The sequence below is a fragment of the Sphingomonas sp. genome (genome assembly GCF_004799495.1).
Classification (GTDB): Bacteria; Pseudomonadota; Alphaproteobacteria; order Sphingomonadales; family Sphingomonadaceae; genus Sphingomonas.
Genome location: NZ_SSMY01000012.1, coordinates 1 through 12,550, shown reverse-complemented (window position 1 = coordinate 12,550; position 12,550 = coordinate 1). Strand labels below are relative to the sequence as shown.

The window sequence follows — 12,550 nt, the reverse complement described above, 5'->3', positions numbered from 1 at the left end:
ATGCCACCCGCAATCCAACATTGTCAGCGCTATCGGCGCTGCGCGTCGGCCGCGTCGCTCGCCAGCCGGTCGGCGCGCTCGTTGTCGGGGTGGCCGGCATGGCCCTTTACCCAGACCCACTCGACGCGGTGCGGGGCGGCGGCGTCGAGCAGAGCCTGCCACAGCTCGGCATTCTTGACCGGTTTCTTGTCGGACGTGCGCCAGCCGTTCCGGCGCCAGCCGTGGATCCATTTGGTGAGGCCATCCATCACGTAGCGGCTGTCGGTCGACAGCGTCACGCGGCACGGCCGCGTGAGCGCGTTCAGCCCCTCGATCGCGGCGGTCAGTTCCATCCGGTTGTTGGTGGTCAGCTTTTCGCCGCCCGACAGCTCCTTCTCGCGCGCGCCCATCCGGATCAACACGCCCCAGCCGCCCGGCCCGGGATTGCCCTTGCACGCGCCGTCGGTGGCGATCTCGACATGGCTGAGCTCGGTCATGCGTATAGGTCGCCCAAACCGGTATAGATCACATAGCGGCGGAAATAATCGAGCGGATCCTTGCGCGTGACCAGTGCATCGGCGGGCGTGTTGAGCCAGTCCCACGCGCGCGACAGGAAAAAGCGCAGACAGGCCCCGCGCGCGAGCACCGACAGTGCGCGTAACTCGTCGTCGGTTATGCTGTGCGTGTCGCCATAGCCGCTCACCAGCGCATGCCCGATATCGCCGACATAGGTCCGTCCGGCATCGGCGAACGACCAGGCGCTGTGCATCACCGCGAGGTCGTAGGCGCGGATGTCGGTGCACGCGAAATAGAAGTCGATCAGTCCGGCGACCGTATCGCCGCGCATCAGGACATTGTCGGGGAACAGGTCGGCGTGGATCGTGCCGTGCGCAAGGTCGCACGGCCATGCCGCTTCGACGCTGTCGAGAGCGTCTCCCACGTGGTCGTAGAGGGAAGGCTCGATATCGTCGAGCGCACGGCCGCAGCGTTCGAACAGCGGGCGCCACGTCGCGACCCCCATCGAGTTCTCACGGACCGGCGCGAAGTCGGCCGCCGCTTTGTGCACGTCGCCCAGCGCACGTCCCACGGCACCGGCCTGGGCAACTGTCGGATGCGAGATCGACACGCCCGGTAGAAATTTGATCAGGCACGCCGGGCGGCCTTCGAGCTCCTGTATCTCGAGGCCATCCCCATCCTTGATCGCCGGCGGTACCGGCAGGCCCTTGGCGGCAAGATGATCGAGCAGCGCCATGAAATAGGGCAAGTCGTCCGCCGCGACGCGCTTCTCGTAGAGCGTCAGGAAATATCGCCCCTTGGTCGTGTCGACCAGGTAATTGGAGTTCTCGACCCCCTCGGCGATGCCCTTCGCAGACACCAGTTCGCCGACGTCGTACCGCTTGAGGAATTCCCCCAACGCCTCGGCCGACACGTGCGTGTAGACCGCCAAGTGTCAGGCGGCCGCGTTGAGTTCGCGCGGGAGCTTGAACACGACCTTTTCGGCGACGGTTTCGACTTCGCGCTCGCGCACGTCGAACCGCGTCGCGATGTGGTCGACCACCTCGCGGACCAGCATTTCGGGGGCCGAGGCGCCAGCGGTGATGCCGACCGTGCGCACGCCATCGAACCACGCGAAATCGATGTCCTCGGCGCGCTGGATCAGCGTCGCGCAGGTGTCGTTGCGCACCGCGACCTCGACCAGCCGCAGCGAGTTGGACGAGTTGGGCGCGCCGATCACCAGCACCAGGTCGCATGCCTGCGCTATCGCCTTGACCGCGGCCTGGCGGTTGGATGTCGCGTAGCAGATGTCGTCGGGCCCTGGCGCGAGCATCGCCGGGAAGCGCCGCTTTAGCACCTTGAGCACCGCGGCAGTATCGTCAACCGACAGCGTGGTCTGCGTGAGAAAGGCCAGATTGTCCGCATCGGGCACCGTCAGCGCCTCGGCGTCGGCGACCGTTTCGACCAGCGTCATCGACCCTTCCGACACCTGGCCGAACGTGCCGATCACTTCGGGGTGCCCGGCATGGCCGATGAACAGGATGTGCCGCCCCGCCGCAACCAGCCGCTCGGCCTGGCGATGGACCTTGCTGACCAGTGGGCAGGTCGCGTCGAGATACGACAGGCCCCGCTCCGCCGCCTTGGCCGGCACCGCCTTGGGCACGCCGTGCGCGGAAAACACCACGGGCACGCCGTCGGGCACCTGGTCGAGATCCTCGACGAAGATCGCACCCTTCGCCTTCAGCGTATCGACCACGAACTTGTTGTGGACGATTTCGTGCCGGACGTAGACCGGGGCGCCGTACTTCTCGATCGCCAGCTCGACGATCCGGATCGCGCGATCGACGCCCGCGCAAAACCCGCGCGGCGCGGCGATCAGCAGGTCGAGTTGCGGCCTTATTGCGGACATGGCGCGCCTCTACGCGATTGCTTGCGTGAGGCAAAGCTGGTTCCTATGGAAGGCGAGGCTTAGTTTCCAGCGTTGAGAAGGTCATCCCGCCCGTGTCATTCCGCATTACCGCCGCTCCGATCGCCGTCGCGCTGATTCTCGGCGGCTGCGCCAGCAAGGGCGACCTCGACATTTCGGAAGCCGGCGCCGGCGTGACCGCGGTGCGTACCGCCTGCCCGACCGTCGGCGTGCCGGCGGGGACCGGCGACGTCACGCTGTTCGACCCCGCGACCAGCCGCGATGCGACCGCGATCGACGTCGTCGCGGCGATGACCGACGTGCGCTCGACGTGCGGCGATGCGGGGGACGACGTCGTCACCGACGTGACGTTCCAGGTGCTCGCGCGCCGCGCGAACGCCAGCGGCCCGCGCGACGTGACCCTCCCCTATTTCATCACCGTGGTACAGGGCGGCAGCGCGGTGGTGGCCAAGCGCGTCGGGCGCGTGGTGGTGCATTTCGACGCGGGGCAGGCGCGCGCGAGCGTCAACGGCTCGGCCCGCGCCAGCGTGGTCCGCGCCGCCGCCACGCTGTCCGATGAGGTCAAGCGCCGCATCACGGCGAAGCGCAAGGGCGGCAGCGAGGCCGCCGCCGTCGATCCGCTGTCGGCCCCGGACGTTCGCGCCGCAGTGCTCCGCGCGAGTTTCGAGGCTCTGGTCGGTTTCCAGCTGACCGACGACCAGCTGAAATATAACGCGACACGTTAAGCCGCGTTGACTCGCTTGCCGGGCGGCGTCACAGGGTCGTCCAGTCGCTGACGACGCGGGAGAGCGCAGGTTATACCTGCCGCCGAAGGAGCAACCGCCCCGGAATCTCTCAGGCAGAAGGACCGCGTTCTGTCGGTAGCGACGCTCTGGAAAGCGTGCGGGGCGACCCGTGCCACCGAAGGGGTAAGCCGGGCACCTGCCCAGTGAAAGCTCTCAGGTTCCGTGACAGAGGGGGCGGCGGATATTCGGCTCGTGCGGGCCGTTGTCGCGCCGTCATCTGTTTGCGGGAGTTGGACCTTGAGCGACATCGATCTTGCCAACGACTATGTCGAAGTGGAGCTGCAGACGCTCCCGCTCGACGCGTGGCACCGCGCGCGGGGCGGGCGGATGGTGCCGTTCGCGGGCTATCACATGCCGGTCCAGTACGAAGGGATCATGGCCGAGCATCTGTGGGTGCGCGAATCGGCCGGGCTGTTCGACGTTTCGCATATGGGCCAGCTGCTGCTGTCGGGCGATGCGCTCGACGACGAACTCGAAAAGCTGATCCCGGCGGATGTGAAGGGCGTGCAGCTCGGGCAGCAGAAATATTCGCTGCTGCTGGCGGAAAATGGCGGGATCCTCGACGATCTGATGTTCTCGCGCTGGCCGGGCGGGATCTACATGGTCGTCAACGGCGCGTGCAAATGGGACGATATCGCGCATCTGCGCGAGCATTTGCCCGACGCCATCACGCTCAACCATCTCGAGGACCGCGCGCTGCTGGCATTGCAGGGGCCCAAGGCGTTCGACGCGCTCAAGCGCCATACGATTGGCAGATGGCCGCTCGACGCGCTGGTGTTCATGCGCGGCGGGCTGTTCGAGATCGCGGGGGTCGAGGCGTATATCAGCCGCTCGGGCTATACCGGGGAGGACGGGTTCGAGATTTCTATCCCCGCCGACCAGGCTGAAAAGATCGCCGACCTGTTGTGCGGCGAGCCGGAGGTGAAGCCGATCGGGTTGGGCGCGCGCGATTCGCTGCGGCTGGAGGCGGACTTGCCGCTCTACGGCCATGACCTCGACCCCGAGACCACGCCGATCATGGCCGCGCTCGGCTTCGCGGTGGCGAGCAAGAGGCGGCGCGAGGAAGCAAACTTCCCCGGCGCGACCCGCATCCTGATGGAGCGTGAGAACGGCCCGGTGTCGAAGCGAGTCGGCTTGCTCGTCGAAGGCCGCCAGCCAGTCCGCGAGGGTGCCGCGGTGCTCGACGCCGATGGTTCCGAGGTCGGCAAGGTGACCAGCGGCGGGTTCGCCCCGACGCTCGGCGCGCCGATCGCGATGGCCTATGTCCCCGCCGCGCTCGCCGAAGTCGGTACCAGGATCCAGCTCAACCAGCGCGGCAAGGTCCACGAGGCGACCGTCGCCGCGATGCCATTCGTTTCCCACCGCTACGTCCGAGGAGCCAAGTAACATGCGCTACTTCACCGAAGATCACGAATGGGTCGATGTCGATGGCGACATCGGCACGGTCGGCATCACCGACTATGCGCAGGGCCAGCTCGGCGACATCGTGTTCGTCGACGTGCCCGAAGAGGGCAAGACGGTCGCGAAGGGCGACGAGGCCGCGGTGGTCGAAAGCGTCAAGGCGGCTTCGGACGTCTATTCGCCGGTGTCGGGCACGGTGATCGAAGGCAACGCCGCGCTCGGCGACGAGCCGGGCCTGGTCAACGAGGATGCCGACGGCGAAGGCTGGTTCTTCAAGCTGACGCTGAGCGACCCGGACGAGCTCAAGGAATTGATGGACGAAGCCAGGTACGAGGCGTTCGTCGCGAAGCTTTAATCCCCCTCCCGCTTGCGGGAGGGGCTAGGGGTGGGCCTGTCACAGGCGACACTCTGGAACAGGCCCACCCCCGACCCCTCCCGCAAGCGGGAGGGGAGAAGGAACAAGATGCGCTACCTGCCCCTGACCCAGCCCGACCGCGAGGCGATGCTTGCCGTGATCGGCGCTAAGACGATCGACGACCTGTTCGTAGATGTGCCCGCCGTCGCGCAGCTCGACGGACCGATCCATGACCTGCCGCTCCACGCAAGCGAGTTGGCGGTCGAGCGACACATGACCAAGCTCGCCAAGAAGAACCTCGCTGCGGGCGACGCGCCGTTCTTCCTCGGCTGCGGGGCGTACCGCCACCACGTGCCGGCGTCGGTCGATCACCTGGTCCAGCGCGGCGAGTTCCTGACCGCTTACACGCCGTACCAGCCCGAAATCGCGCAAGGCACGCTGCAGATGCTGTTCGAGTTCCAGACGCAAGTCGCGCGGCTGCTCGGCACCGATGTCGCGAACGCCAGCATGTACGACGGATCGACCGCGTGCTGGGAAGCGATCGGGATGGCGCGGCGGATCACCAGGCGCGGTAAGGCGATCCTGTCGTCGGGGCTGCACCCGCATTACGTGTCGGTCGCGAAGACGATGGCAAAATATACCGGCGACGCGCTCGACACCGCGCTGCCGGGCCTTAGCGCGGACACCGATATCGACAGCCTGATCGCGCAGATTGACGACGACACGTCGTGCGTCGTGGTGCAGTACCCCGACATCCTCGGCCGCATCGCCGACCTGACGCCGCTCGCCGATGCGTGCCATGCGAAGAAGGCGCTGCTGATCGCGGTGGTGACCGAGCCGGTGGCACTGGGCGCACTCAAGTCGCCGGGCGAGATGGACGCCGATATCGTCGTCGCCGAGGGCCAGTCGATCGGCGTCGGGCTGCAATTCGGCGGGCCGTATGTCGGGCTGATGGGTTGCAAGGAAAAGTACATCCGCCAGATGCCCGGGCGCTTCTGCGGCGAGACGGTCGATGCGGAAGGGAAACGCGGGTTCGTGCTGACGCTGTCGACGCGCGAGCAGCATATCCGGCGCGAGAAGGCGACCAGCAACATCTGCACCAACAGCGGTCTCTGTGCGCTGGCGTTCTCGATCCACATGACCTTGTTGGGCGAAGCAGGACTGCGCGCGTTGGCGGCGGCCAACCACGCCGGCGCGGTCGCCGCGGCGGAACGGCTGGCCAAGGTGCCGGGGGTCGAGCTGGTCAATAACTCGTTCTTCAACGAATTCACGCTGCGGCTACCCAAGGAAGCGCGGCCGGTAGTCCGCGCGCTAGCCGACAAGGGCATCCTGGCGGGCGTGTCGCTCGGGCGGCTCTATCCGGGCGCGGGCGATCTCGCCAACGGGCTGGTCGTCGCGGTCACCGAAACCACGACGCCGGAGGATGTCGAGACGCTGGCTTCAGCGCTTGAGGAGGCGCTGGCATGAGCAACATCAACCAGAGCGGCTGGCGCCCCGAAATGACGCCCGAGCGGCGCAGCGACAACGCGACCTTCACCGGCAACCGCGCGCTGATGCTCGAGGAACCGTTGATCTTCGAGATCGGATCGACCGAGACCACCGGGGTCGAAGTCGCTGCGCCGGCGAAGGTCGCGTCGAAGCTCGGCGGGCTGGAGCGCGCGCAGCCGATCGGCCTCGCTGGCCTGTCGGAGCCCGAAGCCGTCCGCCACTACACTCGCTTGTCGCGACAGAATTACGCGATCGACCTCGGCCTGTTCCCGCTCGGGTCGTGCACGATGAAGCACAACCCGCGGCTCAACGAGAAGGTCGCGCGGCTGCCAGGGTTCGCCGACGTGCACCCGCTCCAGCCGGTCGAGACCGTGCAGGGGGCGTTCGAAGTGATCCATCAGCTCGCGCACTGGCTGGTGACGCTGACCGGCATGCACTCGGTTGCGATGAGCCCCAAGGCCGGGGCGCATGGCGAGCTCTGCGGCATCCTCGCGATCAAGGCCGCGCTCGAGGCGAAGGGCGAGGGGCACCGCAAGGTCATACTGGTCCCCGAAAGCGCGCACGGCACCAATCCGGCGACCGCCGCGTTCGCGGGCTACAGCGTCGAGGACATTCCCGCGACCGCCGACGGTCGCGTCGATGTCGCGGCGTTGAAGAGCCGGCTCGGGCCCGACGTCGCGGGGGTGATGATCACCAACCCCAACACCTGCGGGCTGTTCGAGCGCGAGATGCGCACGATCTCCGACGCTGTCCACGCCGCGGGCGGGTTCGTCTATTGCGACGGTGCGAACTTCAACGCGATCGTGGGCCGCGTGCGCCCGGGCGACCTCGGCGTCGATGCGATGCACATCAATTTGCACAAGACCTTCTCCACCCCGCACGGGGGCGGCGGGCCGGGCGCGGGGCCGGTGGTGTTCTCCGAAGCCTTGACCCCGTTCGCGCCGCTGCCGTTCGTCGAGCAGCAGGGCGATCATTTCGCGCTGGTCGAGGAAGAAAGCGCAGGCGAGCATCACGGCAAGAGCTTCGGCCGCATGGTCGCATTCCACGGCCAGATGGGCATGTTCACGCGCGCGCTGACGTACATCCTCAGCCACGGCGCCGACGGGCTGCGCCAGGTCGCCGAGGATTCGGTACTCAACGCCAACTATATCCTCCGCAGCCTGGAGAATACGCTCGACGCGCCGTTCGCCGCGAGCGGGCCATGCATGCACGAAGCGATCTTCAGCGACGACGGCCTGCCTGAGGGCTTCTCGACGATCGACATCGCCAAGGGGCTGATCGACGAGGGCTACCACCCGATGACGATGTACTTCCCGCTCGTCGTCCACGGCGCGATGCTGGTCGAGCCGACCGAAACCGAGAGCAAGGCAGCGCTCGACCAGTTCATCGGGGCGCTGCGGTCGGTGGCGGAACGCGCCAAGGCGGGCGACGAGGGCCTCAAGTCGGCCCCGCACTTCGCGCCGCGCCGCCGCCTCGACGAAACGCTGGCGGCGCGCAAGCCCGTGCTGGTATGGAAGGACCCGCAATTGGCGGAGGCGGCGGAATAATGAGCGGGCAGGCAGGCGGGCCGCACGGGATCATGCAATATGTGATCCCGCTCGCGATCTTCATCGTGATCTTCGGGTTGCGCGCGCGGCGGATGACGCAGATGCGCCCGCTCAAGCTCGGCCTGCTGTGGGTGGTCCCGGCGCTCTACCTCGCGATCACCATCCTCAACGTCTTCTTTAAGGCCCCGAGCTTCGCCTTCACGATGCCCACCCCGGCGGCTTGGCTCGCGTCGGCGATCGCGCTGGTGGTCGGGTGTGCGATCGGCTGGCAGCGCGGGCGGCTGATGCAGATTCACGTCGACCCGCAAACGTATGCGCTAAGCCAGAAGGGGTCGCCGCTCGCGATCCTGTTCCTACTCGCGATCATCGGGGTGAAGATGGCGGCGCAGGGCGAGGGGCGTGCGCTGGGCTTCGATGCGCAGTTGGTGACCGATGCCGCGTTCGCGCTCGGGCTCGGCATGTTCACGGTGACTCGAATCGAGATGTATCTGCGCGGCAAGCGATTGCTCGAGGAAGCGGGCGCTACGCGCTGATCGCTTGCTGCGTCTCCGCGCGACGGCGGACGTGTTCGCGCCAGACGATGTAGAGCCCGCTCGCGATGATCACCGGCGCGCCGACCCAGGTCCATGGGGTCGGCAGCATCCCGAACAGCGTCCAGCCATAGAGCGTCGCCCAGATCAGGCTCGAATAGTCCATCGGCATCACCGCCGAGACCGGCGCGTGTTTGAGCGCGGCGGTGAAGGCGATCTGCCCGAGCCCGCCGAACAGCCCCATCGCCGCGAGGATTGCGAACGTTGCGGGGTCGTGGGCCTGCGCGAAGAACGGGTAGAGCAGGACGAGCGGGATCATCGACAGCGTCGAGAACCAGAATACCGTCGTCACTGGCCGGTCGACCTTGCCGATCTGACGCAGCTGGATCGCGACGATCGCGACGAACACCGACGATGTCAGCCCGACCGCGGCGCCGGCCAGCGGGAAGTGCCCGCTGCCCGGCTGCGTCACGATCAGCACGCCGAGGAACCCGACGACGACCGCGCTCCAACGATGCCACCCGGTCGGCTCCTTGAGCACCACCGCGCCCAGGATCGTCGCGAAGATCGGCACGGTGAACGCGAGCGTCGTCGCTTCGGCGAGCGGCAGCAACAGCACCGCGCCGAAATTGAATGCCATGCCGGTGACCCCGATCGCGGCGCGGATCGCCTGTCCGCGAAACGCATTCGACCTGACCGCGCCGAGGCTACGATCGGTCAGCGCCATATACGCCAGCACCACCGGGATGGCCGCGCCCTGCCGCCAGAACATGATCTCGACCAGCTTCGCGCCGCGCGTTTCGGCCAGCTTGATCAGCGTCGACAGCGTCGCGAGCAACAGCACCGCGAGCAACCGCATCGCGATGCCGAGCATCACACGATCGCCACTTGCTGCCGTCGGTTCCCCCATTGGGATGCCATGCGTCGCGCGGCGGATCACGGCAAGCGTTACCGGGGTCGGCGCAAATACCATCAGCAGGCAGCAGGGGGGGGCGTGAAAAGTACATCCATAACGGATTGGATTGAATCCATTATGGAGATTGATACGGTAAAGCCATCGCCAGGAACCGGTCAAATATAGGTCGAGGATATGCCTCTGGATCTACTTGTTCACGCGCGAAAAGCCTGTTTTCCTCGGCCCGAGTTCAGTCGCGATCTGGTTACATATGACGTAATCACACCCCTGACTGCGCGGATTGTTTTCGATCAAATCTATCATCCGGGCAAATTGCGCTGGGAGTTGCGGCGCATCGAGATGCTGAAGCCGGTCGAGCGGGCATGGGAGCCGGCTAGCGACATCAATCCCCGCATCCTGATGTTGAAGGACGTGGCCTATCGTCTGTCCGCGGCGTTGCTCGATCGAGCGGGCCGCGATTGTTCGCAAGATCACGCAGCGCCTTTCGCGCAAAGGCTGTCGAGCGCGAACCAGAACCTTTCGCTCCATTTGGGGTTTCGCGATTTTGCCGCCAACGTCCTGCCCGCGCCGCCCCAACGGTATCGCAACCGCGTCGGCCGGCTCCGCGACCTCGGGTGGATGCCGTTCGATACCGGGGAGAACGAAGACGCGATCACGCTCTATTTTCACGCGGTGTCGATCGACGGCGTCATCGACCTGACCAGCCTTGGACCCTCGTCGCTGGCAATGTAACGTGGCGGGTTTCGAAGGCGGGTCGCAGTTTTTCTGGCATCGAACAGCGTGATCGGGCTATCCGCCGCGCATCATGATCAAGCACGCCTTACCCGTCACGCGCGCCGAAGATTTCGCGCAATGGTACCAGACCGTCATCTCGGAGGCCGACATGGCCGAGGAGAGCGGGGTGCGCGGGTGCATGGTGATCCGGCCGTGGGGATACGGCATCTGGGAGCGCATCCAGCGGCTGCTCGACGATCGCATCAAGGCGACGGGGCACGAGAATTGCTATTTCCCGCTGTTCATCCCGCTCTCGAACTTCGAGAAGGAAGCCGAGCATGTCGACGGTTTCGCCAAGGAAATGGCGGTCGTCACACACCACCGCCTGATCCCCGACGGCAAGGGCAAGCTGATTCCCGATCCCGCCGCCAAGCTGGAGGAGCCGCTGGTCATCCGGCCGACGTCGGAAACGGTGATCGGCACCGCGTTCTCGCGCTGGGTGCAGTCGTGGCGCGACTTGCCCGTGCTGATCAACCAATGGGCCAACGTTGTGCGCTGGGAAATGCGCACGCGGATGTTCCTACGCACCGCCGAATTCCTGTGGCAAGAGGGGCATACCGCGCACGCCAGTGAGGCCGAGGCGCGCGACGAGACGCTCAAGATGCTCGAAGTCTATCGCAGCTTCGCCGAGGAATGTGTCGCGCTGCCGGTGATCGCGGGCGAGAAGCCCGAGAACGAGCGCTTCCCCGGCGCGGTCGAGACCTGGTCGATCGAGGCGATGATGCAGGACGGCAAGGCGCTCCAGGCCGGCACGTCGCACTTCCTCGGCACCAATTTCGCGCACGCGCAGGACATCAAGTTCCAGAACGCGTCGGGCGAGCTCGAATACGCCAACACGACGAGCTGGGGCGTGTCGACGCGGATGATCGGCGGGCTGATCATGGTGCATGGCGACGACGACGGCCTGCGCGTGCCACCCCGCCTCGCGCCGTGGCAGATCGTAATCGTGCCGATGCTGCGCGACATTGACGAGGACGTCGCGATCGTCGACTATTGCAAGGGCTTGCAGGGCGACCTCGCCAAGCTGTCGGCGTGCGGGGAGCCGGTGCGCGCATTGCTCGATTTGAAGGCGGCGAAGTCGACGACCAAGCGCTGGGGCTGGATCAAGAAGGGCGCGCCGATCGTGATCGAGGTCGGCGGGCGCGACGTCGCGGGCGGCAACGTCAGCGTGATCCGCCGCGACCAGCTGTACCGCGAGGACGGCAAGCTCGACAGCGCGGTGGTCGCGAAGGCCGAGTTCGTCGGCGGTGCGGCGGCTACGCTCGAAGCGATCCAGTATGGCTTGCTCGCCGAGGCGAAGGCGCGGCTCGATGCCAACATCGCGCGCGACGTGACCGACATGGCGGGCCTCAAGGCATTCTTCGCCGATGGGATCAAGAACCCCGGCTGGGTCGAGGCGAACTGGTCCAAGCCCACCGGCGCGGCGCTCGACAAGGTGGTCGAGACGCTCAAGTCGCTCAAGCTTACGCTGCGCAACGTGCCGCAACGCGCGGCGCCCGCTAGCGGCGCATGCCTGTTCACTGGCGAGCCGGCGGTCGAGCGCGTGCTGATCGCGCGGGCGTATTGAATCAGACTTCCGTTCGCCCTGAGCTTGTCGAAGGGCACGCGCTACAACCGTGCTTCGACAGGCTCAGCACGAACGGTGAAAGGAATGCGCGATGATCTGGTTTGACAACCAGAAGCCCGACCCGGGAGCGCTCACCCAGATGGGCGCCGCGTCGATGCCCGGGCATATCGGGATCGAGTTCACCGCGGTCGGCGACAATTGGCTCGCCGCGCGGATGCCGGTCGATGCGCGCACGCACCAGCCGTTCGGGCGGCTCCACGGCGGCGCGTCGGTCGCGCTGGCGGAAACGGTGGCGTCGGTCGGCGCGACGATGACGCTCGACCCGGCGACATCGGTCGCGGTCGGGATGGAGATCAACGCCAACCACATCCGCCCGGCGATGAGCGGGTTCGTGACCGCGGTCGCCACCGCCGAATCGATCGGCCGCACAACGCAGGTGTGGACGATCCGCATCACCGACGATGCGGACAAGCTGGTGTGCCTGTCGCGGATCACGCTAGCGGTGATAGTCGTCGGTTAACGCGAAGGGTTGTCGTCGCCGCGCGCGTTAAGATCCTGAAGTTCGCTTTTGGGAGGGACGCGATGCGGTGGCTGCTGATGACGATGCTAGCGCTGGGAATCGCGCTGCAATGGCCGATGGCCGCGCCGGCCGCCGACAATTCGTTGCAATCGTTCTCGGTCATGGTCGGCGACGCCAGGCGCGACTATCTGCTGTTCGCGCCACCGGATCGAGCGCCGATGCCGCTGGTCATCGCGCTCCACGGCGGCGGCGGTAACGGAGCGCAG

At 66.5% G+C, this 12,550-nt stretch carries 14 protein-coding genes and 2 riboswitches; of the genes, 10 read left to right on the top strand and 4 right to left on the bottom strand.

Features of this window, described 5'->3' with window-relative positions; translation table 11 throughout:
• Positions 1–29: 29 nt before the first annotated feature.
• The 3 genes from rnhA to ispH are packed head-to-tail and all read right to left on the bottom strand — an operon-like array spanning position 30 to position 2,383.
• Entirely contained in the window at positions 30–476 is a 447-nt protein-coding gene (gene rnhA / locus E7773_RS13820) for a ribonuclease HI (RefSeq protein ID WP_293992364.1), read from the bottom strand.
• Positions 473–1,426, bottom strand: coding sequence for a homoserine kinase (thrB, locus tag E7773_RS13815; protein ID WP_293992362.1), 954 nt, complete (start codon positions 1,424–1,426; stop codon positions 473–475). Before thrB ends, rnhA begins: the two co-directional genes overlap by 4 nt.
• 3 nt (positions 1,427–1,429) lie before the next feature.
• Complete coding sequence (gene ispH / locus E7773_RS13810; RefSeq protein WP_293992360.1) at positions 1,430–2,383, bottom strand: 4-hydroxy-3-methylbut-2-enyl diphosphate reductase; 954 nt, start codon at positions 2,381–2,383, stop codon at positions 1,430–1,432.
• Between the two features lie 92 nt (positions 2,384–2,475).
• On the opposite strand from ispH, the gene E7773_RS13805 reads away from it, so the two are divergent.
• From E7773_RS13805 to E7773_RS13780, 6 genes are all read left to right on the top strand, one after another.
• Positions 2,476–3,126, top strand: a complete 651-nt coding sequence (locus E7773_RS13805) for a hypothetical protein (protein WP_293992358.1) — start codon at positions 2,476–2,478, stop codon at positions 3,124–3,126.
• A 46-nt stretch (positions 3,127–3,172) separates the two neighbouring features.
• Positions 3,173–3,261, top strand: a riboswitch (glycine riboswitch).
• 1 nt (position 3,262) lies between these two features.
• Positions 3,263–3,365, top strand: a riboswitch (glycine riboswitch).
• A gap of 58 nt (positions 3,366–3,423) precedes the next feature.
• Positions 3,424–4,572 (top strand): glycine cleavage system aminomethyltransferase GcvT, encoded by a 1,149-nt coding sequence (gcvT, locus tag E7773_RS13800; protein WP_293992355.1) that lies wholly within the window; start codon positions 3,424–3,426, stop codon positions 4,570–4,572.
• Position 4,573: 1 nt separating this feature from the next.
• Positions 4,574–4,942, top strand: coding sequence for a glycine cleavage system protein GcvH (gene gcvH, locus E7773_RS13795; protein WP_293992352.1), 369 nt, complete (start codon positions 4,574–4,576; stop codon positions 4,940–4,942).
• A gap of 108 nt (positions 4,943–5,050) precedes the next feature.
• Entirely contained in the window at positions 5,051–6,409 is a 1,359-nt protein-coding gene (gene gcvPA, locus E7773_RS13790; RefSeq protein WP_293992350.1) for an aminomethyl-transferring glycine dehydrogenase subunit GcvPA, read from the top strand.
• 32 nt (positions 6,410–6,441) lie between these two features.
• The gene (gene gcvPB, locus E7773_RS13785; RefSeq protein WP_293992714.1) at positions 6,442–7,977 is read left to right on the top strand and encodes an aminomethyl-transferring glycine dehydrogenase subunit GcvPB; all 1,536 of its coding nucleotides are present in this window, start codon (positions 6,442–6,444) and stop codon (positions 7,975–7,977) included.
• Complete coding sequence (locus tag E7773_RS13780; RefSeq protein ID WP_293992347.1) at positions 7,977–8,510, top strand: CcdC protein domain-containing protein; 534 nt, start codon at positions 7,977–7,979, stop codon at positions 8,508–8,510. Before gcvPB ends, E7773_RS13780 begins: the two co-directional genes overlap by 1 nt.
• On the opposite strand, the gene E7773_RS13775 is transcribed toward E7773_RS13780, so the two are convergent.
• Positions 8,500–9,417 carry a DMT family transporter gene (locus tag E7773_RS13775; protein ID WP_293992345.1) on the bottom strand — a complete coding sequence of 306 codons (918 nt, stop codon included), beginning with the start codon at positions 9,415–9,417 and terminating at the stop codon, positions 8,500–8,502. The genes E7773_RS13780 and E7773_RS13775 overlap by 11 nt on opposite strands.
• Positions 9,418–9,735: 318 nt before the next feature.
• Between E7773_RS13775 and E7773_RS13770 the strand changes: the two genes are divergently transcribed.
• The 4 genes from E7773_RS13770 to E7773_RS13755 all read left to right on the top strand — a co-directional run.
• Positions 9,736–10,155, top strand: coding sequence for a hypothetical protein (locus E7773_RS13770; protein ID WP_293992343.1), 420 nt, complete (start codon positions 9,736–9,738; stop codon positions 10,153–10,155).
• Positions 10,156–10,228: 73 nt separating this feature from the next.
• The gene (locus E7773_RS13765; RefSeq protein WP_293992340.1) at positions 10,229–11,764 is read left to right on the top strand and encodes an aminoacyl--tRNA ligase-related protein; all 1,536 of its coding nucleotides are present in this window, start codon (positions 10,229–10,231) and stop codon (positions 11,762–11,764) included.
• 91 nt (positions 11,765–11,855) lie between these two features.
• On the top strand, positions 11,856–12,284 hold the full coding sequence (locus E7773_RS13760) for a hotdog fold thioesterase (RefSeq protein ID WP_293992337.1): 429 nt from the start codon (positions 11,856–11,858) through the stop codon (positions 12,282–12,284).
• Positions 12,285–12,346: 62 nt separating this feature from the next.
• Positions 12,347–12,550 (top strand): hypothetical protein (locus E7773_RS13755; RefSeq protein ID WP_293992335.1); only part of this gene is annotated, 204 nt, incomplete at its 3' end.

Excerpts from the sequence above, each read along its gene's own strand:
- gcvPA (WP_293992350.1), top strand. The coding sequence starts at position 5,051 with ATGCGCTACCTGCCCCTGACCCAGCCCGACCGCGAGGCGATGCTTGCC.
- gcvH (WP_293992352.1), top strand. The coding sequence starts at position 4,574 with ATGCGCTACTTCACCGAAGATCACGAATGGGTCGATGTCGATGGCGAC.
- E7773_RS13780 (WP_293992347.1), top strand. The coding sequence starts at position 7,977 with ATGAGCGGGCAGGCAGGCGGGCCGCACGGGATCATGCAATATGTGATC.
- rnhA (WP_293992364.1), bottom strand. The coding sequence starts at position 476 with ATGACCGAGCTCAGCCATGTCGAGATCGCCACCGACGGCGCGTGCAAG.
- E7773_RS13765 (WP_293992340.1), top strand. The coding sequence starts at position 10,229 with ATGATCAAGCACGCCTTACCCGTCACGCGCGCCGAAGATTTCGCGCAA.
- E7773_RS13775 (WP_293992345.1), bottom strand. The coding sequence starts at position 9,417 with ATGGGGGAACCGACGGCAGCAAGTGGCGATCGTGTGATGCTCGGCATC.
- gcvPB (WP_293992714.1), top strand. The coding sequence starts at position 6,442 with ATGACGCCCGAGCGGCGCAGCGACAACGCGACCTTCACCGGCAACCGC.
- E7773_RS13760 (WP_293992337.1), top strand. The coding sequence starts at position 11,856 with ATGATCTGGTTTGACAACCAGAAGCCCGACCCGGGAGCGCTCACCCAG.
- ispH (WP_293992360.1), bottom strand. The coding sequence starts at position 2,383 with ATGTCCGCAATAAGGCCGCAACTCGACCTGCTGATCGCCGCGCCGCGC.